This is a genomic window from Rhizobium sp. NZLR10, assembly GCF_019685125.1.
Classification (GTDB): Bacteria; Pseudomonadota; Alphaproteobacteria; order Rhizobiales; family Rhizobiaceae; genus Rhizobium.
Genome location: NZ_JABDWE010000017.1, coordinates 61,072 through 78,504 on the forward strand (window position 1 = coordinate 61,072; position 17,433 = coordinate 78,504).

General features: G+C 60.4%; 15 protein-coding genes and 1 tRNA gene. 7 read left to right on the forward strand and 9 right to left on the reverse strand.

Features of this window, described 5'->3' with window-relative positions:
* Nucleotides 1–26: 26 nt before the first annotated feature.
* From araD1 to chvE, 4 genes are all read right to left on the reverse strand, one after another.
* Nucleotides 27–1,022 carry an AraD1 family protein gene (gene araD1, locus HJB82_RS23350; protein WP_207581402.1) on the reverse strand — a complete coding sequence of 332 codons (996 nt, stop codon included), beginning with the start codon at nucleotides 1,020–1,022 and terminating at the stop codon, nucleotides 27–29.
* A gap of 116 nt (nucleotides 1,023–1,138) precedes the next feature.
* Nucleotides 1,139–2,350 (reverse strand): multiple monosaccharide ABC transporter permease, encoded by a 1,212-nt coding sequence (gene mmsB, locus HJB82_RS23355; protein ID WP_207581403.1) that lies wholly within the window; start codon nucleotides 2,348–2,350, stop codon nucleotides 1,139–1,141.
* Nucleotides 2,347–3,885 carry a multiple monosaccharide ABC transporter ATP-binding protein gene (mmsA, locus tag HJB82_RS23360; RefSeq protein ID WP_207581404.1) on the reverse strand — a complete coding sequence of 513 codons (1,539 nt, stop codon included), beginning with the start codon at nucleotides 3,883–3,885 and terminating at the stop codon, nucleotides 2,347–2,349. Before mmsA ends, mmsB begins: the two co-directional genes overlap by 4 nt.
* A gap of 99 nt (nucleotides 3,886–3,984) precedes the next feature.
* Entirely contained in the window at nucleotides 3,985–5,049 is a 1,065-nt protein-coding gene (gene chvE, locus HJB82_RS23365; protein ID WP_221117692.1) for a multiple monosaccharide ABC transporter substrate-binding protein, read from the reverse strand.
* A 271-nt stretch (nucleotides 5,050–5,320) separates the two neighbouring features.
* Between chvE and HJB82_RS23370 the strand changes: the two genes are divergently transcribed.
* Entirely contained in the window at nucleotides 5,321–6,328 is a 1,008-nt protein-coding gene (locus HJB82_RS23370) for a LysR family transcriptional regulator (protein ID WP_207581405.1), read from the forward strand.
* 157 nt (nucleotides 6,329–6,485) lie between these two features.
* A complete protein-coding gene (locus tag HJB82_RS23375) occupies nucleotides 6,486–6,953 on the forward strand; it encodes a hypothetical protein (RefSeq protein WP_207581406.1) in 468 nt (155 codons plus the stop codon).
* On the opposite strand, the gene HJB82_RS23380 is transcribed toward HJB82_RS23375, so the two are convergent.
* Nucleotides 6,954–7,238, reverse strand: a complete 285-nt coding sequence (locus HJB82_RS23380) for a hypothetical protein (protein ID WP_221132465.1) — start codon at nucleotides 7,236–7,238, stop codon at nucleotides 6,954–6,956.
* A 218-nt stretch (nucleotides 7,239–7,456) separates the two neighbouring features.
* On the opposite strand from HJB82_RS23380, the gene iolG reads away from it, so the two are divergent.
* Nucleotides 7,457–8,449: an inositol 2-dehydrogenase gene (gene iolG / locus HJB82_RS23385; RefSeq protein WP_221141602.1), complete on the forward strand. Its 993-nt coding sequence runs from the start codon at nucleotides 7,457–7,459 to the stop codon at nucleotides 8,447–8,449.
* 579 nt (nucleotides 8,450–9,028) lie between these two features.
* Here the strand turns inward: iolG and HJB82_RS23390 are convergent.
* On the reverse strand, nucleotides 9,029–10,249 hold the full coding sequence (locus HJB82_RS23390; RefSeq protein WP_207581409.1) for an ROK family protein: 1,221 nt from the start codon (nucleotides 10,247–10,249) through the stop codon (nucleotides 9,029–9,031).
* Between the two features lie 228 nt (nucleotides 10,250–10,477).
* On the opposite strand from HJB82_RS23390, the gene xylF reads away from it, so the two are divergent.
* The 4 genes from xylF (at nucleotide 10,478) to HJB82_RS23410 (ending at nucleotide 14,168) form a co-directional block, all read left to right on the forward strand.
* Nucleotides 10,478–11,518: a D-xylose ABC transporter substrate-binding protein gene (gene xylF / locus HJB82_RS23395; RefSeq protein ID WP_207581410.1), complete on the forward strand. Its 1,041-nt coding sequence runs from the start codon at nucleotides 10,478–10,480 to the stop codon at nucleotides 11,516–11,518.
* Between the two features lie 259 nt (nucleotides 11,519–11,777).
* Nucleotides 11,778–13,091, forward strand: coding sequence for a sugar ABC transporter permease (locus HJB82_RS23400; RefSeq protein WP_221117694.1), 1,314 nt, complete (start codon nucleotides 11,778–11,780; stop codon nucleotides 13,089–13,091).
* A gap of 14 nt (nucleotides 13,092–13,105) precedes the next feature.
* A complete protein-coding gene (locus HJB82_RS23405) occupies nucleotides 13,106–13,888 on the forward strand; it encodes an ATP-binding cassette domain-containing protein (RefSeq protein WP_088672941.1) in 783 nt (260 codons plus the stop codon).
* Nucleotides 13,889–14,091: 203 nt separating this feature from the next.
* Nucleotides 14,092–14,168, forward strand: a tRNA-Arg gene (locus HJB82_RS23410).
* A gap of 493 nt (nucleotides 14,169–14,661) precedes the next feature.
* On the opposite strand, the gene HJB82_RS23415 is transcribed toward HJB82_RS23410, so the two are convergent.
* From HJB82_RS23415 to HJB82_RS23425, 3 genes are read right to left on the reverse strand one after another with little or no spacing between them, the layout of a single operon-like run.
* A complete protein-coding gene (locus HJB82_RS23415) occupies nucleotides 14,662–15,312 on the reverse strand; it encodes a hypothetical protein (RefSeq protein ID WP_221141604.1) in 651 nt (216 codons plus the stop codon).
* Entirely contained in the window at nucleotides 15,313–16,473 is a 1,161-nt protein-coding gene (locus HJB82_RS23420; RefSeq protein ID WP_221141605.1) for a toll/interleukin-1 receptor domain-containing protein, read from the reverse strand.
* Nucleotides 16,470–17,069, reverse strand: a complete 600-nt coding sequence (locus HJB82_RS23425; protein WP_221141608.1) for a TIR domain-containing protein — start codon at nucleotides 17,067–17,069, stop codon at nucleotides 16,470–16,472. Before HJB82_RS23425 ends, HJB82_RS23420 begins: the two co-directional genes overlap by 4 nt.
* Nucleotides 17,070–17,433: the final 364 nt, after the last annotated feature.

Here is a 17,433-nt window from a genome sequence, read left to right on the forward strand (position 1 = left end):
AAGCCTCCTTTACCGTCTATGAGAAATCAGAGTTGCTTGACGGCGATCTCTTCTTCGGCGGCCACCTTCAGCGGATTGCGCAGCGGCAGACCGAATTCGGCGACTTCGATTTCGAAGACATCGCCCTCTTCCGCCTTGATGCCGTCGGCAAAAGACAGCGTCGCCGTGCCGAACATATGGACATGGACATCGCCCGGTGCACGGAAGAGGCCGTATTTGAAGTGGTGATATTCCAGATTGGCGAAGGTGTGCGACATGTTCGCTTCACCCGACAGGAAGGGCTTTTCGAAGATCACCTTGTCGCCGCGCTTGATGCGCGAGGTGCCGCGGATATCGTCGGGTGCGGGCCCGATGCGGATTTCCGGACCATAGGCGGCCGGGCGCAGTTTGGAGTGGGCCAGATAGAGATAGTTGATCCGTTCGGTGACGTGGTCCGAAAACTCGTTCGACAGGGCAAAGCCGATGCGGAACGGCGAGCCGTCGGTGGCGATGACGTAAATGCCAGCCATTTCAGGCTCTTCACCACCGTCGAGCGCGAAGGACGGCGAGATCAGCGGCGCGCCGGGGGCAGCAGCGCCGTAGCCGTTGCCCTTATAGAACCATTCCGGCTGCACGCCCTTTTCGCCGGATTTCGGCTTGCCATTCTCGAGGCCCATCTTGAACATCTTCATCGAGTCGGTCAGCGTTTCCTCGGCCGCCTCGGTGGTCTTCTTGTGCATGGAATCGCGGGTGGCCGCCGATCCGAGATGCGTTAGGCCGGTGCCGGTCAGATGCAGATGGGCGGCGTCGGGATGGGTGATCGGCGGCAGGAAGCGGCCGTCCACATAGGCCTTTTCAAGATCGACGGCATCGCCGTAACCATGGGCCTCGATAACCGCGGCAAGCGACTTGCCGCCGTCGGCGGCTTCCATCGCCAGCGCATAGACGCTGCCGGCATTGTTGACGGACTTGGCTGCGCCGCCCTGCTCGCGCACGGCGACGACGATCTCTCCGTTGGCACCCTTGATCTGGGAAATAAGCACGACTTCGATCCTTCTCGTTCCGGCGAAGACTAAGAAAAGCTCCGCCTGTCCGGCTCCATCAGGAGCCGGAATCCATCTTTCTTATGACTGCGAATGCCTGGGCTGCGCTCTGGCGCTCAGCCCTTGTTCTTGTTGTAGACGTCGAAGAACACGGCAGCGAGAAGCACCGCGCCCTTGACCATCTGCTGCGAGTCGGTGCCGAGGCCGTGGATCGACATGCCATTGTTCATGATGCCCATGATCAAGGCGCCGATGACCGCACCGGTCACCTTGCCGACGCCGCCCTGGGCCGATGCACCGCCGATGAAGCAGGCGGCGATCACGTCCAACTCAAGGCCGAAGCCGCCCTTGGCCGTCGCCGAATTGAGGCGCAGCGCGACGATCAGCCCGGCGAGGCCGGCAAGCAGGCCCATGTTAGCGAAGGTCAGGAAGGTCAGCCGCTCGGTGTTGATACCGGAAAGCTTGGTCGCCTTCTCATTGCCGCCCATGGCGTAGATGCGGCGGCCGATCGTCGTGCGACGGGTAATGAAGGCGTAGGCGACAACCAGCGCGAGCATGATGACCAGCACGTTCGGGAAGCCGCGATAGATCGACAACTGCCAGCCGAGCCCGAGAATGGCAAGACTGACGAGGGCGTTCTGGGCGAGGAAGAAGCCCAAAGGTTCGACGTCATTGCCGTGCTTCTCGTTCGACAGCCGCTTGCGCCACGCCAGATAGAACAGCGCGACGGCGCCGACGACGGTCAGAATGATCGAGGTCGAATTGATGCCGCCCAGTGCGACAAGGTTCGGCAGGAAGCCGATGCTGATCAACTGGAACTCCGGCGGGAAAGGACCGATGCTGGTGCCGGTCCCCGAAGCCGTCATTACGAACAGCGTCAGGCCGCGGAAGACCAGCATGCCGGCGAGCGTGACGATGAAGGCCGGGATCTTGTGATAAGCGACGAAATAGCCCTGGATGCCGCCGACAAGCGCGCCCATGGCAAGACAGACGATCGCCGCGACGACATAGTTGACGTGCCATTGCACCGTCATCACGCCGGCGATGGCGCCGATGAAACCGACGACGGAGCCGACCGAAAGATCGATATGGCCGGCGACGATGATGAGCAGCATGCCGAGCGCCATGATGACGATGAACGAGTTCTGCAGAATGATGTTGGTCAGGTTGAGCGGCCTGAAGAGAACGCCGCCGGTCGAAATCTGGAAGAACACCATGATCGCGATCAGCGCGATGAACATGCCGTATTCCCGGATGTTGCCGCGAACGTAGTCTCCGATCGAGACGACACGCCCTTGCTCAGCGATGGGTTGGTTGATCGGCGTCATTGTTTCTTCTCTCCTGAGCGCATGATGGCGCGCATGATGGTTTCCTGGCTCGCTTCTCCCTTCGGCAGTTCCGCAACGATACGCCCTTCATTCATGACGTAGATGCGGTCGCAGGTGCCAAGAAGTTCCGGCATTTCCGACGAGATCATCAGAACGGCTTTGCCGTCAGCCGCGAGCTGATTGATGATAGTATAGATTTCGTATTTTGCACCCACATCGATGCCGCGTGTCGGCTCGTCGAGGATCAAAACATCGGGATTGGAGAACAGCCACTTCGACAGCACCACCTTCTGCTGGTTGCCGCCGGACAGATTGACCGCTTCCTGGAAGATGCTGGAAGAGCGGATGCGCAACTTCGAGCGATAGTCGGACGCGACTTTGGATTCCTTGACGCTGTCGATGACCGACGCATTCGACACCGCCTTCAGATTGACCAGCGTCGTGTTGTGCAGGATCGTGTCGTTGAGCACGAGGCCGAGCTGTTTGCGGTCTTCGGTGACATAGGCAAGACCTGCGTCGATCGCCTTGCGCACGGTGCTGACGTCGACCGGCTTGCCGTGCATCAGCACGTCGCCCGAAACTTTGTGCCCATAGGCCTTGCCGAACAGGCTCATGGCGAATTCGGTGCGCCCGGCACCCATCAAACCGGCGATACCGACGACTTCGCCCTTGCGGACGGTGACGTTGATATCGTGCAGGACCTGACGGTCGCGGTGCTGCTGATGATAGCAGTTCCAGTTCTTTACTTCGAGAATGGTTTCGCCGATCGGCACCGAACGCGGGGGATAGCGATCCTCGAGATCGCGGCCGACCATGTTGCGAATGATGATGTCTTCGCTGATTTCGTCCGCATGACAGTCAAGCGTCTTGACCGTCATGCCGTCGCGGAGCACGGTGATCTGGTCGGCGACCTTGCGGATTTCGTTCAGCTTGTGGGAAATGATGATCGACGTGATGCCCTGATTGCGGAATTCCATCAGCAGCGTGAGCAGCGCGTCGGAATCGCTTTCATTGAGCGAGGCGGTGGGTTCGTCGAGGATGAGCAGCTTGACGCTCTTCGACAGCGCCTTGGCGATCTCGACGAGCTGCTGCTTGCCGACGCCGATGTCGGTGACCAGCGTGTTCGGAGATTCCGAGAGGCCTACCTTCTTGAGCAGCTGCTTGGTGCGGTTGAACGTCTCGTCCCAGCTGATGACGCCGCTCTTGGCATTCTCGTTGCCGAGGAAGATGTTCTCGCCGATCGACAGCAACGGCACGAGCGCCAGTTCCTGGTGGATGATGACGATGCCGATTTCTTCGGAATTCTTCAGGACCTTGAAGTTGCGCGTCTCGCCTTCATAGACGATGTCGCCTTCATAGCTTCCTGTCGGATAGACGCCTGATAGCACTTTCATCAGGGTCGATTTGCCGGCCCCGTTTTCGCCTACCAACGCGTGAATTTCACCCTTGCGAACCTTGAGGTTCACGTTCTCCAGCGCCTTGACGCCTGGGAACGTCTTGGTGATGCTCCGCATTTCGAGGATGGTATTGTCCATAGTCAAAGTTCCAGCGTCTTGAGCCGCCAAGCGGTTTGGCGATCATAAAATCGAAGACCGGAACCCGCAAGCGCGGGCTCCGGTCTCCTGCTTAACTGATTACTTCAGCTTGTCTTCAGAGTAATAACCGCTGTCGACGAGGATCTGCTTGTAGTTGGCCTTGTCGACGGCAACCGGCTTCAGCAGATAGGACGGAACGACCTTGACGCCGTTGTCGTAGGTCTTCGTGTCGTTGACCTCAGGCTCCTTGCCGGACATGACGGCATCGACCATGGCAACAGTGACCTTGGCGAGTTCGCGGGTGTCCTTGAAGATCGTCGAATGCTGTTCGCCAGCGATGATCGACTTGACCGACGGGATTTCAGCGTCCTGACCGGTGACGATCGGCAGCGGCTGGGCAGCCGTACCATAACCAACGCCCTTCAGCGAGGAGATGATACCGATCGACAGACCGTCGTAAGGCGACAGAACGGCGTCGACCTTGGCGTCGGTGTAGTTGGCCGAGAGCAGGTTGTCCATGCGGGCCTGGGCCGTTGCCGGATCCCAACGCAGCGTGCCGACCTTATCCATGCCGGTCTGGCCGGACTTCACGACGAGCTTGCCGCTGTCGATGTAAGGCTGCAGGACGGACATTGCGCCATCATAGAAGAAGAAGGCGTTGTTATCATCCGGCGAACCGCCGAACAGTTCGATGTTGAACGGGCCCTTGCCATCCTTGAGGCCGAGGCCGTCAACGATGGAGCCAGCCTGCAGAACGCCGACCTGGAAGTTGTCGAAGGTCGCGTAGTAGTCGACGTTGCCCGAATCGCGGATCAGGCGGTCATAAGCGATGACCTTGATGCCGGCGTCATGAGCCTTCTGGAGAACGTCGGAAAGCGTCGTGCCATCGATCGAAGCAATGACGAGAACCTTGGCACCCTTGGTGACCATGTTTTCGATCTGCGAAAGCTGGTTCGGAATATCGTCGTCGCCATACTGCAGGTCGGTCTGGTAGCCGGCAGCCTGGAGCTGCTTGACGATGTTATTGCCGTCGTCGATCCAGCGAGCCGAAGCCTTGGTCGGCATGGCAATGCCGACGGTGCCCTTGTCGGCAGCCATTGCCGGTGCAACGAACGAAGCGACGCCGAAGGCAGCCGCAGCCATCAATGAGATAATGGACTTCATTTCTCTCTCCCTTTGTTAATAAGCAGCGGACGAAAAATCGCCCGCCCCGAAACTGTGGCAGGTTCCGTATTGGATAGTTACTTCAGATGGTGAGAAACGAAGTAGGTCTCCTCCACGATCTCACACGTGTTGAGTGCCAACCAGCACACGGCGGCAAACTGGTATGGATTCCTATAACTGTCAAATAGAATAAGTGGTAACGTGCATAACAATTTTGGTATATCGTTAAAAAGTATTACTTTTGATGGAGCGCAGCGAGGAGGCTGCAACCATGACGATTATTTCAGAGCCCATTTTGATGGATCACGTCGATATCCACAGCGATAGTTTCGGCGATGACAACCTTTTACGTGCAGGACTTAAGCTGAATCACCTGCGCATGATCGTCGCAATCGAAGATAGCGGACAGATTTCCGCAGCTGCGGAAGTCTTAAACATCTCGCAGCCCGCCGCATCGCGCATGTTGTCCGAAATGGAATCAATCATCAAGACGCCGCTCTATGAGCGCGTCGCCCGCGGCGTGGTGCTGACGACCTTTGGCGCAGCCCTTGCCAGACGGGCGCGAAAGATCCTCTTGGAGCTGCGCGAGGCAAGCCGCGAGATCGGCGAATTGAAGAGCGGCAAGGGCGGCCCAGTGTTCATCGGCGCGGTGACGGCGCCGGCCATGAGCCTCGTCGTGCCAGCGATCAACAGGGTGCGCAAGGCCTATCCCGGCATCGAGATCAATATCCAGGTGGAGACCAGCAACGTGCTGGCCCGCGAGCTGCTCGCCGCCCGCCACGACTTCATCATCAGCCGCATTCCCGACGATCTCAATCCGCGCCTTTTCGAGGTGACCGAGATCGGCATCGAGCGGGCCTGCCTGATCGTGCGCAACCGCCATCCGCTGCTGAAAAAGAAAAAGACCAGCAGCCTTTCCGACATCAGGGATTACGACTGGGTGTTCCAGCCGCCGGGCACGCTGCTGCGCCGGACGATTGAGGACATTTTCCTGTCGCGCGGCGTGGCGCTGCCGGAAAATATCGTCAACACCTCTTCGCTGCTTTTGACCTGCGCCATCGTCTGCGGAACCGACGCGATCGCTCCTGTTGCCACCGACGTCGCCCAGTTCCTGGCGAGCCAAAGCGCCAAGGCCTCGGACGTGCGCATGCTGCCAATCGACTTCGATATCAACGTCAAACCCTATAGCCTGATCACGGCGAGGGAACGGGCGCTGCCGCCGAGCGCAAGGCTGCTCTACGACATCATCCTCGAGGAGAGCCTGAAGCAGGCGGGCTGACGCGGCCCGCAAGCCCTGCGCCATCTTGCCCGCCTTTAATGGGTGCTGGAGCAATTCCAGCAAAAGTGGACGGCGGTTTTTGCGTCCGGAATTGCGTTTGAAAAGATAGAGCACTTCCGTGTTTCGTAGAAAAACGGAGGGCACTTAAGGAAGGCGGATGCTGTTCGGACAATCAGTATTTCAATCAGTCCTCGAGCGGCTGAAGGCGGAGGACGAGACGGATGAAGACGCTGAGGCGCCCGCTGCCCATCGCGTGGCCGGCCTCGGCACCGGGCTTGCCTTCGATGTCATGGAGGGCGTCTCGGTCGCCTCGCAGCGCGTCGGCCAGGCCTATTTCGACAATCTGGAACACGAAGCGGCCGCTGAGATCGTGGACAAACCAACGCCTTTGCCGGAACCTGAGCCCGTCATGCCGGATCATCTGACTCGGACAACACCGCAGGAGGTTGCCGCCGAGCTGGCGATCTCGGCTGCCGACACGCCGCTGACGCTCAGCGAGAAGCGCCGCGCCTTCGCCCGCGCCAATCACCCCGACGGCGTCGCCCTGCCCTTTCGCGACAATGCGACGAAGCGGATGATGCTCGCCAATCTGCTGATCGACGAGGCGCTGCGGCGATTGCGCTGATTACTCGGCCTTACCGTCCTTCGAAGGATTTTCGGTGGATATCTCCGCCGGCTCCTCCTCTTCACCAACGTCAGGCTCCGCGGTCGTCTCGGCGACCTCTGGCTGCGGCTTGAAGGTCCAGAATAGCATATAGAAGGAATAGGCGCCGGCCGCAGCCGAGAGCACCGCCCAGAAGGGATCACCGCCGACAATCTCGAACGCCGCCCAGCCGAAGCAGACGGCAACGATGGCAACACGCACCCAAAGGCGCCGGTATGCCGGATGGTTCGGATCAATCAGTTGCATCTCTACCCCGCGGTCGCATATGTCACACTGCGCTTAGCATGTGTCGCACTGCTCTTTGCATGTGTCACACTGCCGGTGGCATGTGTGGCGCTTGTCTTTAGTTTGAATCTTGCAAATGTGAAAGAGCCGCGGGCTTGACGCCGCGCATAGATAATGGAATGAAAATTCCAGATTTTTGGCAATTCGGTTTGTTTGTTCCGAATTCAAGGGAGGTTGCTATGACAGTGAGATTTGGTCTTCTCGGCGCCGGCCGCATCGGCAAGGTTCATGCGAAAGCCGTCAGCGGCGACGCCAATGCAAAGCTCGTCGCCGTCGCCGACGCCTTTCCGCAGGCGGCCGACGCCATTGCTTCGGCCTATGGCTGCGAGGTCCGCACCATCGAGGCGATCGAGGCCGCCAAGGATATCGACGCCGTCGTCATCTGCACGCCGACCGACACCCATGCCGACCTGATCGAGCGCTTCGCCCGCGCCGGCAAGGCGATCTTCTGCGAAAAGCCGATCGATCTCGACGTTGCCCGCGTCAAGGCCTGCATGAAGGTGGTGGAAGAGACCGGCGCCAAGCTGATGGTCGGCTTCAACCGCCGCTTCGATCCGCATTTCATGGCCGTGCGCAAGGTCATCGACGAGGGCAAGATCGGCGATGTCGAGATGGTGACGATCACCTCACGCGACCCCGGCGCCCCGCCGGTGGATTATATCAAGCGCTCGGGCGGCATCTTCCGCGACATGACCATCCACGATTTCGACATGGCCCGCTTCCTGCTCGGCGAAGAGCCGGTCTCGGTGCTGGCGACCGCCGCCGTGCTGGTCGACAAGGCGATCGGCGAGGCCGGCGACTATGACAGCGTCTCGGTGATCCTGCAGACCAAGTCCGGCAAGCAGGCCGTCATCTCCAATTCCCGCCGCGCCACCTATGGCTACGACCAGCGCATCGAAGCGCACGGCGCCAAGGGCATGGCGGCCGCCGAAAACCAGCGCCCCGTTTCGATCGAGGTGGCGAACGGCGACGGCTATACCCGCCCGCCGCTGCATGATTTCTTCATGACCCGCTACACCGAAGCCTATGCCAACGAAATCGCAGCCTTCATCGCCGCGATCGAAAAAGGCACCAAGATCTCGCCTTCCGGCGCCGATGGCCTGGCGGCGCTGGTGCTCGCCGATGCGGCGGTGCAGTCGGTCAAGGAAGGCAAGCTGGTCAAGGTTGGCTGACGGCTGTCGTTCGATCGGGTGATATGTGTGGGATGGCCGGGTGTTTGCCCGGCCGTTTTGCGTTTGGGGGTAAATGCGCCTAGACCGGCCTGTCATCCCGACTGCCACAACGCACCGGGATCGAGCCGCGACCTCTCCCTCCCTCATTCCTGTGCTCGTCACAGGAATTCATTCACCGCGCGTCTGCGCGGTGAATGAACCCATCGGCCTTGAAGAGCGTCTCCCGCGCCCAAAGACTTGGGCGCACTGGATTCCTGTGACAAGCACAGGAATGAGGGAACAAGAGGAAATGCGACCCTGCCCATCCTCGCCGGAGGCTGCGGCATGGGTCCTCGGCTCAAGGCCGAGGATGACGGAGAGTGGGAGGACGCGACTGGCAGGAGGCGAGATGCTGAGGCAATTCAGCAGCGTGCGGGTGCGGTGAGGTTGGGTGGGGTGACCTCCGCAGCAGAACAGCGATGGATGGCCAGATACGAATGCAGCGGCGCTCCTGCCAGTCCGCGCCTCCTGCCGTTCCCTCTCCTCAACCTCCGTCATTCCAATCCACGGCCGCAGCCGAAGCGCCAGCAGGATCTCTCACTAATCTCCACCCTGTCCCCCCGAAATTACAATATCCTGGTCGATCACCGACAGTGCCCGGTTGAGATGGCCTTCGAAGACGAGGATCTGCTCATCGGCGACCACCCGGATTTCCGGCATGCCCTCCATGCGCACGATATGCGACTGGCCGAGACCCTCTTCGATCCCCTGGCGCAGAAGGTCGTAATAGCGCGTACCGGGGCCGGTGATGGCGATGGGCATGCGCTCGGTCAGGCTAAGCATGCGCGACAGGCCGTTGCCGAGCGCTAGGCCCGCCTGGCGGAAGGCGAAGGCGGGGATGCGGTGGCCTTGGCGGGCCTTGGCGGCGATTTTGTCGAGTTCGGCGACGGGCACGAATTTTGCGGGAATGGTATCGAGCGGCACTTCGAAGGCGCCGCGCAGGATGGCGTAGAAGCCGGCATAGGCCTCGATGCAGCCGCGTGTGCCGCAACGGCAGAGGCCGCCACCCGCCATGTGCAGCATGTGCCCGAAATTGGGCGCCGAGATCTCCTGTGTCTGGTTGCCGCGCCGGACGATGCCGAGCCCGACGCTGTGGCCGAGCGAGAGGGCGGCGAGCGAGCGGAAATCGGCGCCCTTGACGATCTCCTCGCGCGCGCCGAGGGCGGCGGCGACCAGCAGCGTCTCGTTGTCGAGGATCACCTTGGCCTGCCATTCCGGCCGCAGCGCTGATTCGAAATCGATCTGCTCGCTGCCGAAGATCGGCGACCAGACGAGCACCGGCTCTGTGGAATTGACCAGCCCCTTGCTGCTGATCGAGATCAACAGCACCTTTTCCTGCGTGATCCTCGAACGATCGAGAATTCGCAACAGCCCGGCGCGCACCGCCTGAACGAAGCGGGCCGCGCCCGAGGGATCATGCGAGCGTTCCTCGCTGAAACGATCGATCAGCTTGCCCGCATAATCGACAAGCGAATATTGCACCGCATCCGATGAGATGATGACGACGATGAGATAGCCGCAATCGCGCCGCTGGCGCAAAAGCACGCGCGGCCGGCCGCGGCCGCTGGCTGCCTGCTGCTCGGATTTTTCGATAATCTGGGCGCGTTCCAGATCGGCGGTGATCGCCGAGATGGTGGCCGAGGAAAGTCCGGTGGAATCAGCTATTTCTGTATGGGCGAGCGCGCCGTGGCGACGCAGCACGGACAGCACGAGCACGCTGTTTCTCTGCCGGACCAGCTCCGTGCTCGACTTGGTCAGCATGAATGCCGCCCTCTCCCCCTGCTAGTTCCGCCCGTGGTTCTCACTGCATCTCCGGCCGCCGTTCCGCAAGGGAAATTAAGCCGGCAGTGCAGTGTTGACAGTTGAAAAAATCTCTGACACTAAATTTCTCGACTGTCGAGAAAATAATCCGAATTTTTCTGGACAGCTTTTCGCGGTGGCCGGAGGAAGCATGGGCTGGGCCGGTCGCAACTCACTCGGGAGGATATTATGAAGTCTATTTTGAAGCTGATGGCCGGGGCGGCCATTCTCGTTTCCGTGCATACCGTTGCCATGGCTGCCGATCTCGTCGTCGGCGTTTCCTGGTCGAATTTCCAGGAAGAGCGCTGGAAGACCGACGAAGCCGCGATCAAGAAGGCTCTCGAAGCCAAGGGCGCCAAGTACATTTCCGCTGACGCGCAGTCCTCAGCCGCAAAGCAGCTGACTGACGTCGAATCGCTGATCTCGCAGGGCGCCAACGCGCTGATCATTCTCGCCCAGGATTCCGACGCCATCGGCCCGGCGATCGAAAAGGCCGCTGCTGAAGGCATCCCGGTTGTCGGCTATGACCGTCTGATCGAAAACCCGGCTGCCTTCTACATCACCTTCGACAACAAGGAAGTCGGCCGCCTGCAGGCCCAGGGCGTCTTCAAGGCCAAGCCGGAAGGCAATTACGTCTTCATCAAGGGCTCGTCTTCCGACCCGAATGCTGACTTCCTGTTCTCGGGCCAGCAGGAAGTGCTGAAGGCCGCGATCGACGCCGGCAAGATCAAGAATGTCGGCGAAGCCTATACCGACGGCTGGCTGCCTGAGAATGCTCAGCGCAACATGGAGCAGTTCCTGACCGCCAACAACAACAAGGTTGACGCCGTTGTTGCTTCGAACGACGGCACCGCCGGCGGCGCGATCGCAGCTCTCGACGCCCAGGGCCTTGCCGGCTCCGTTCCGGTTTCCGGCCAGGATGGCGACAAGGCAGCGCTGAACCGCATCGCTCTCGGCACGCAGACGGTTTCCGTCTGGAAGGACAGCCGCGAACTCGGCACCCGCGCTGCCGAAATCGCTCTCGACCTCGCCGGCGGCAAGGACATGAGCAAGATCGACGGCGCCCAGACCTTCAAGGGCGGCCCGAAGGGCGTGGAAATGCACTCTGTCTTCCTGAAGCCGCAGGCAATCACCAAGGAAAACCTCAACGTCGTCATCGACGCCGGCTGGATTTCCAAGGCTGAAGCCTGCCAGGGCGTCAAGGCCGGCGCTGTCGCTGCCTGCAAGTAAGCACGCTTCGAACGAAATGCCGGCGCCGCAGCGGAGACACCGTTGCGGCGCCGGATGCGGATGAGAGCTCCAACCACGAAGTTTTCTCCGCCCGCCGCACCATCGCGGACTTGCATTCCCTGCCGGAAGGGTGTCGCGACGCCACGCCACGGTTTCCGGAAGCATCGCGATGGTCAGTTGAAGAACAGACGAATGACGCCGCCAACAGTTTTGGGCACGCCGGCGCACCGTCCAAACATAATGGGGGAACGGCAAACCCATGGCCGAAATGGTAAAATCAACGACATCGAGCGGACCGCGAGCGGCGGAAGCCAGTCCGGTGACCCGCTTCTTCCGGGCGACCGAGATCGACACACGCCTGCTCGGCATGATCGGCGCGCTTGTTATCATCTGGATCGGTTTCCACATCATCACCGGCGGCCTGTTCCTGACCCCGCGCAATCTCTGGAACCTTTCGGTCCAGACGACCGACATCGCCGTCATGACCACCGGCATGGTGCTGATCATCGTCACCCGCAACATCGACCTGTCGGTCGGTTCCGTGCTCGGCCTCTGCGGCATGATCATGGGCGTGACCCAGGCGAAAATCCTGCCGGAGTATATCGGTTTCGACAGCCCCTTCACCTGGGCGATCACGCTGCTGGTCGGCATTGCGGCAGGCTGCCTGATCGGCGCCTTCCAGGGCATCATCATCGCCTTCCTGAACGTTCCCTCCTTCATCGTCACCCTCGGCGGCCTGCTCGTCTGGCGCGGCGCGACCTGGCTTGTGACCAGCGGCCAGACGGTTGCGCCGATGGACCAGACCTTCCGCATCATGGGCGGCGGCGCAGAGGGCTCGATCGGCGCCACCTGGAGCTGGATCGTCGGCATCGCCGCCTGCCTCTTCGTCGTGGCCAGCATTATCGGCTCGCGCCGGCAGCGCCGCCGCTTCGGCTTTCCGCGCCGGCCGATATGGGCTGAATATTTCCTCGCCACCCTCAGCTGCGTGCTGATCCTCGGCGCCGTCTCTATCGCCAACAGCTATTACTGGCCGATCAACATCGCCAAGAAATATGCCGAGGCCAACAATATTCCCTGGCCCGAAACCGGCCTGGATATTCCCTACGGCATCGCCGTGCCGGTGCTGATCGCCATCGTCGTCGGCATCATCATGACCTTCATCGCCACACGGCTGCGCTTCGGCCGCTATGTCTTTGCGATCGGCGGCAACCCCGAGGCGGCGGAGCTCGCCGGCATCAAGACCCGCTGGGTGACCGTGCGCATCTTCGCGCTGATGGGCATTTTGGCGGCAATCGCAGCCGCGATTTCCACCGCCCGCCTCAACGCCGCAACCAACTCGCAGGGCACGCTCGACGAGCTTTACACCATCGCCGCCGCCGTTATCGGCGGGACGTCGCTGGCGGGCGGCACCGGCACGATTGCCGGCGCCATGCTCGGCGCGCTCGTCATGCAATCGCTGCAATCCGGCATGGTTCTCGCGCATGTCGACACACCGCTGCAGAGCGTCGTCGTCGGCACCGTCCTCGTCGTGGCGGTCTGGCTCGACACCGTCTATCGCTCCCGTGCCAAGTGAGAGGAGCCCTAAACATGGCTGATCAACGCACTCCCCTCGTGGAACTGAAAAACATCTCGATCTCCTTCGGCGGCATCCATGCCGTGGACAATGCCTCGGTCGATCTCTACCCCGGCGAAGTCGTGGCCCTTCTCGGCCACAACGGCGCCGGCAAATCGACGCTGATCAAGATCCTCTCCGGCGCCTACAAGCGCGACAGCGGCGATATCCTGATCAACGGCGAGCCGGCCGATATCCGCAATCCGCGCGATGCCAAGAAATACGGCATCGAGACGATCTACCAGACGCTCGCCGTCGCCGACAATGTCGACGCCGCCGCCAACCTTTATCTTGGCCGCGAGCTGAAGACCCGCTGGGGCACGCTCGACGACGTGGCGATGGAGGCCTCGGCGCGCGAGGTGATGGGGCGGCTCAACCCCAACTTCAAGCGCTTCAAGGAGCCGGTAAAGGCGCTTTCGGGCGGCCAGCGGCAATCGGTGGCGATTGCCCGCGCCATCCTCTTCAACGCCCGCATCCTCATCATGGACGAGCCGACGGCAGCGCTCGGCCCCCAGGAGACGGCGCAGGTGGGCGAACTGATCAAGCAGCTGAAGAAGGAAGGTATCGGTATCTTCCTCATCAGCCACGACATCCACGACGTCTTCGACCTCGCCGACCGCGTCTCGGTGATGAAGAACGGCCAGGTGGTGGGCCACGCCCGCACCGAAGATGTGACCAAGGACGAGGTGCTGGGGATGATCATCCTCGGCAAGGTGCCGCCCAAGGCGATCCCCGGCCCCGGCGCCATGCAGATCTGAGCGCCGCGGGCGCCCCGCCAACGACAACCCGCTCCGCCGCCCGCAAGGCCGGCGGAGTTTTCATATGCATTCACCGGGCTGACGGATAAAAACACCCGCCAAATCGCAAGCATCGGTATTTCCGAGAATTTCGCGATTGAAGCCTGCCGCAAGCTAGGCTAAGAACCACCCATCGGACAGGCGATTCAAACCGCCTCAGGCATGCACCCGTAGCTCAGCTGGATAGAGTGTTGGATTCCGATTCCAAAGGTCACAGGTTCGAATCCTGTCGGGTGCGCCATTTTACTTAGGGTCCGTTCTGGACGCGCAGGTTACGGTTGGTAAGCCCGCGATGGTTTGCACCTAAAAGACTTGGTTTGGAAAATTCTTCGCGTTAGGTATGAACCTGCGTTCACCGCGGGCATGCCGGCTTCAAGATCCGTCGAGCTCGTTTCGCACTTACTGCGACGGGATGGGGATGTTCACTTGAGCCGGTAGTCGACAGATGTCGGGGTAGAGCTGTTCGTAAATGAACGAGCCGGGCGAAGGAAAGCTCATGCCCGTCGTGAAGTTCCAACGACGTTCACGCGACCAGCATTAGAGGTCTGCAACGTCGAGGGATCTGCGTCGATGACAGCGAACGAAACGCGGTAGCCATATGTCGACGCAAGCGGAAGCGTATGCGCCATCACACTCGTAGGTCACATGCCGTGGGAATTCGATTCTAAAGTAGGCCGGGGCGTCTCCGACGCCGATACGCACGTGGGCATCGTGATCTACGAGCGCGTTTTACATCATTGCGTGGGACGCCAGAATCTTTCTTCGACCACGACGGGCTGGTCACCGGGCACACGGAAGCGCTCTTCCTTCACTGAGATGTTCAAATGCTCGTGGAACAGCGCCACATAATCGCGCTGATCCTGGAAGTCCGGCGGCAGGTTGCTCAGCTTAGCAGCGACATCGAGAGCCGCTCCGCCAGTCGAGGTTACCGGAAGCACTTTGGCGCTAGGTTGAAGCTTCGAAAACATTTCATATTCGGCGACGATGCCGCCCATTCCGCCAATGAAGACGGCAGCGGCGAAGTCGTTTTCCTTGAACATGCGTTCCCGCATAAGCTGGAGGCTGGCGTCCCGGCCGTGCTCCAACTTCTCTGTTAGGACGACGTTTCGAAAGCGTTCATTGTCCTCGGGAAACTCGTCCTGAAAGAATTCGGATTGGTACAGGGTGACCCACTCGGCGTAGTCGACGCCCATCCCCTCGGACATGACGAGGATCATCGGTGTGATTGCGGGGTGACCTCCCCAGATGAGACGCCTGCGTCCTAGTGCCACGTAAGCGAGGGCAGATACCGCCGCGTTTATGGCGACAGTGTCTGCTGTCGCGGCGAACTCCGGGCCACGCCGTGGGTCGGGAACACCCGCCGATAGGAAGATCGCTTCAGCCATTTACTCGTCCATTCCTGCTAGAGCCCATCCTGCCTCGGATACCCGGATGGTCTTCACCGCTTTGATCTGTTCGTCGAGCCATGCCAAATGGGCGATCCAACTATCGCGGATCCCGATGTGATCGTAAACCAAAACCGGTATTTCGCCCTGCTCCGCCTTCTTCGCCTTGGTCGCGACGTCGTTGAGTGTTTCCGCGGAGGGTATGCCTACGATAGGATACGCCCAGATCAACCGCTCGTTCAGCAGCCGCACGGCGATCGCCCGATGTGCGCCGACTGCCTCGACCGCGCAGCCGATCTTCTCGACGTCCGCTCTGAGCTTCCCCGTGATGGACATGTACCGCGCGGCGATGCTCATGCTGCGGAGCCGCTCGACGCGTAGCGCGATGGATTCGACAGTAGCGTCGACTATGGGGCCATCCGCGCCCAACAGCTCTTCTGGATCCAGGTAGACCGTCTCCGCCATGTCCGTGAGGCGAGTCGGGGTGTGCTCGGGCCAAATCACCCGAATTATCTGAATCTCCTTGGCGCGTGCGCGACCAATTTCCTGCCGCGTCCATCGGCTTGCGAAGTAACTCGGTGTATCCAGCATCACCACGACGTCGGAATCCACCAGTCGGTGCCACAAGACCTCCTGAAAAGGTTCGCCGGGCCGTATGTCATGAGTGTCGAGGAACACGTCGAACCCCCGCGAGTTGAGAAGGTCGTGCAATTGCAGCGCTGCCGCGCGGGACTCGGTTCGCCTATAGCTGACGAAAACGCGGCGCTGCGCACGTAGTAGGCCGACGCATTCCAATGCCGCCGTGGACAATTCCGCCAACGCCGTGTCGTCAGATCGACGGCGAAGACCGTTTGCGAACTGCAGTGATCCGGGTATGAGAACGCCAAAATCGCCAGACTGATCTACTGTCGGGATGATCGGTAGGCTGGCCTCCTTCAGCTCGTTCGCGACCTCGACGTCAATCTCAGTATCGCCGCCGAAATAGACGGCTGCGAACGCGTTACGACGATCTCTGCTCCGAACCGACTGACCGTCGTGAATGCGTACTTCCGATCCGACCGTCAAGCCGAAGTCGGCGATCATCTCTCCGATCGTATCGGCGAGAGTTGCGCGCTCATGGTCGCTAGGCGATCCGAGGATCGCAAGGTCGTAGACCGTCATCGCCCCGCGAGCCCCGCTGCCGTTTCAATCCACCCTCCGATATTGGCATGCCCCTTCTGCTGCGCGTAGTCGTACGCCATGCAGTGGTTCGATAACTGGACGACATTGTTGGTCTTAGGCGCGGCGAACCAAAGATCGCTTTCAGGAATAGCGAGACCGTAGTCTGAATACCTGACCCAGTTGCCGCTCTTCCATTCGGCGAGGTAGATCGATCCGTTTGTCCGATAAAGCCCCATCTGAGCGAGTGGGTCGTGGCCTCGCTTGGAAGTATACCCCTCCCGGTTTTTGACCCCATCGATGTAGACGGTAAGAAGGCCATTGCCCTTGATGATGCTCCGTGCGATCTCGTATCGAACCCACCGCCTTTGCCAGGTGTCCGTTCCTGTCAGGAGGCATGTTACCGAAGTGTTCTCCAACCCTTTGCGCAGAAATGTCTTCAGCGAATCCTCGTTAACCCGCCTCGAGGCCTCGAATACGCTGCTGTCGAAGAAGCCGACGTCGACATGGTCGGGCTTGCCTACCCATGAGTTGCGAACGTTCCAGGCGCGCCAGACGTCGGCGGCGTAGTGAAATGAAAAGAATGTCTTTCGGGCCATTGTCGGATTCTCAGTTTACAATCTCTGATTGCTCGCAAGGCGGACGTGCCAGCAGCAACGAACTTTACCGTCGAGTAGCTGGCGGAGTGACGAATGTCGCCGTGGTCCATAGCCATGCTTCCCGTCAACTTGGAAAGCGACTCTGGGTGATTCGCAACTTACAAGCGATCTCTGTCCGCGATTTCCACAAAACCCTTTTTGGGTGAGTGGTCGAAAGCACGTGAACTCTTCCAAGCGCCAAAGGCCGAGCTAGAAGGTCATTCCACATTATTTTACCCAAGGACTGCGTTGATTGTGCGTGAGGCATCTTTGCGGATGCGCCGTTCGCACTCGCAAATTGTCCGGGTGGAGACGCAGTTATCGC

Bases quoted from the DNA above. Each gene is read 5' to 3' on its own strand.
- HJB82_RS23390 (WP_207581409.1), bottom strand. From the start codon at position 10,249: ATGCTGACCAAGTCGAGCACGGAGCTGGTCCGGCAGAGAAACAGCGTG.
- HJB82_RS23370 (WP_207581405.1), top strand. From the start codon at position 5,321: ATGACGATTATTTCAGAGCCCATTTTGATGGATCACGTCGATATCCAC.
- HJB82_RS23375 (WP_207581406.1), top strand. From the start codon at position 6,486: ATGCTGTTCGGACAATCAGTATTTCAATCAGTCCTCGAGCGGCTGAAG.
- iolG (WP_221141602.1), top strand. From the start codon at position 7,457: ATGACAGTGAGATTTGGTCTTCTCGGCGCCGGCCGCATCGGCAAGGTT.
- HJB82_RS23380 (WP_221132465.1), bottom strand. From the start codon at position 7,238: ATGCAACTGATTGATCCGAACCATCCGGCATACCGGCGCCTTTGGGTG.
- HJB82_RS23425 (WP_221141608.1), bottom strand. From the start codon at position 17,069: ATGGCCCGAAAGACATTCTTTTCATTTCACTACGCCGCCGACGTCTGG.
- chvE (WP_221117692.1), bottom strand. From the start codon at position 5,049: ATGAAGTCCATTATCTCATTGATGGCTGCGGCTGCCTTCGGCGTCGCT.
- xylF (WP_207581410.1), top strand. From the start codon at position 10,478: ATGAAGTCTATTTTGAAGCTGATGGCCGGGGCGGCCATTCTCGTTTCC.
- mmsB (WP_207581403.1), bottom strand. From the start codon at position 2,350: ATGACGCCGATCAACCAACCCATCGCTGAGCAAGGGCGTGTCGTCTCG.
- HJB82_RS23420 (WP_221141605.1), bottom strand. From the start codon at position 16,473: ATGACGGTCTACGACCTTGCGATCCTCGGATCGCCTAGCGACCATGAG.
- mmsA (WP_207581404.1), bottom strand. From the start codon at position 3,885: ATGGACAATACCATCCTCGAAATGCGGAGCATCACCAAGACGTTCCCA.
- HJB82_RS23400 (WP_221117694.1), top strand. From the start codon at position 11,778: ATGGCCGAAATGGTAAAATCAACGACATCGAGCGGACCGCGAGCGGCG.
- HJB82_RS23415 (WP_221141604.1), bottom strand. From the start codon at position 15,312: ATGGCTGAAGCGATCTTCCTATCGGCGGGTGTTCCCGACCCACGGCGT.
- HJB82_RS23405 (WP_088672941.1), top strand. From the start codon at position 13,106: ATGGCTGATCAACGCACTCCCCTCGTGGAACTGAAAAACATCTCGATC.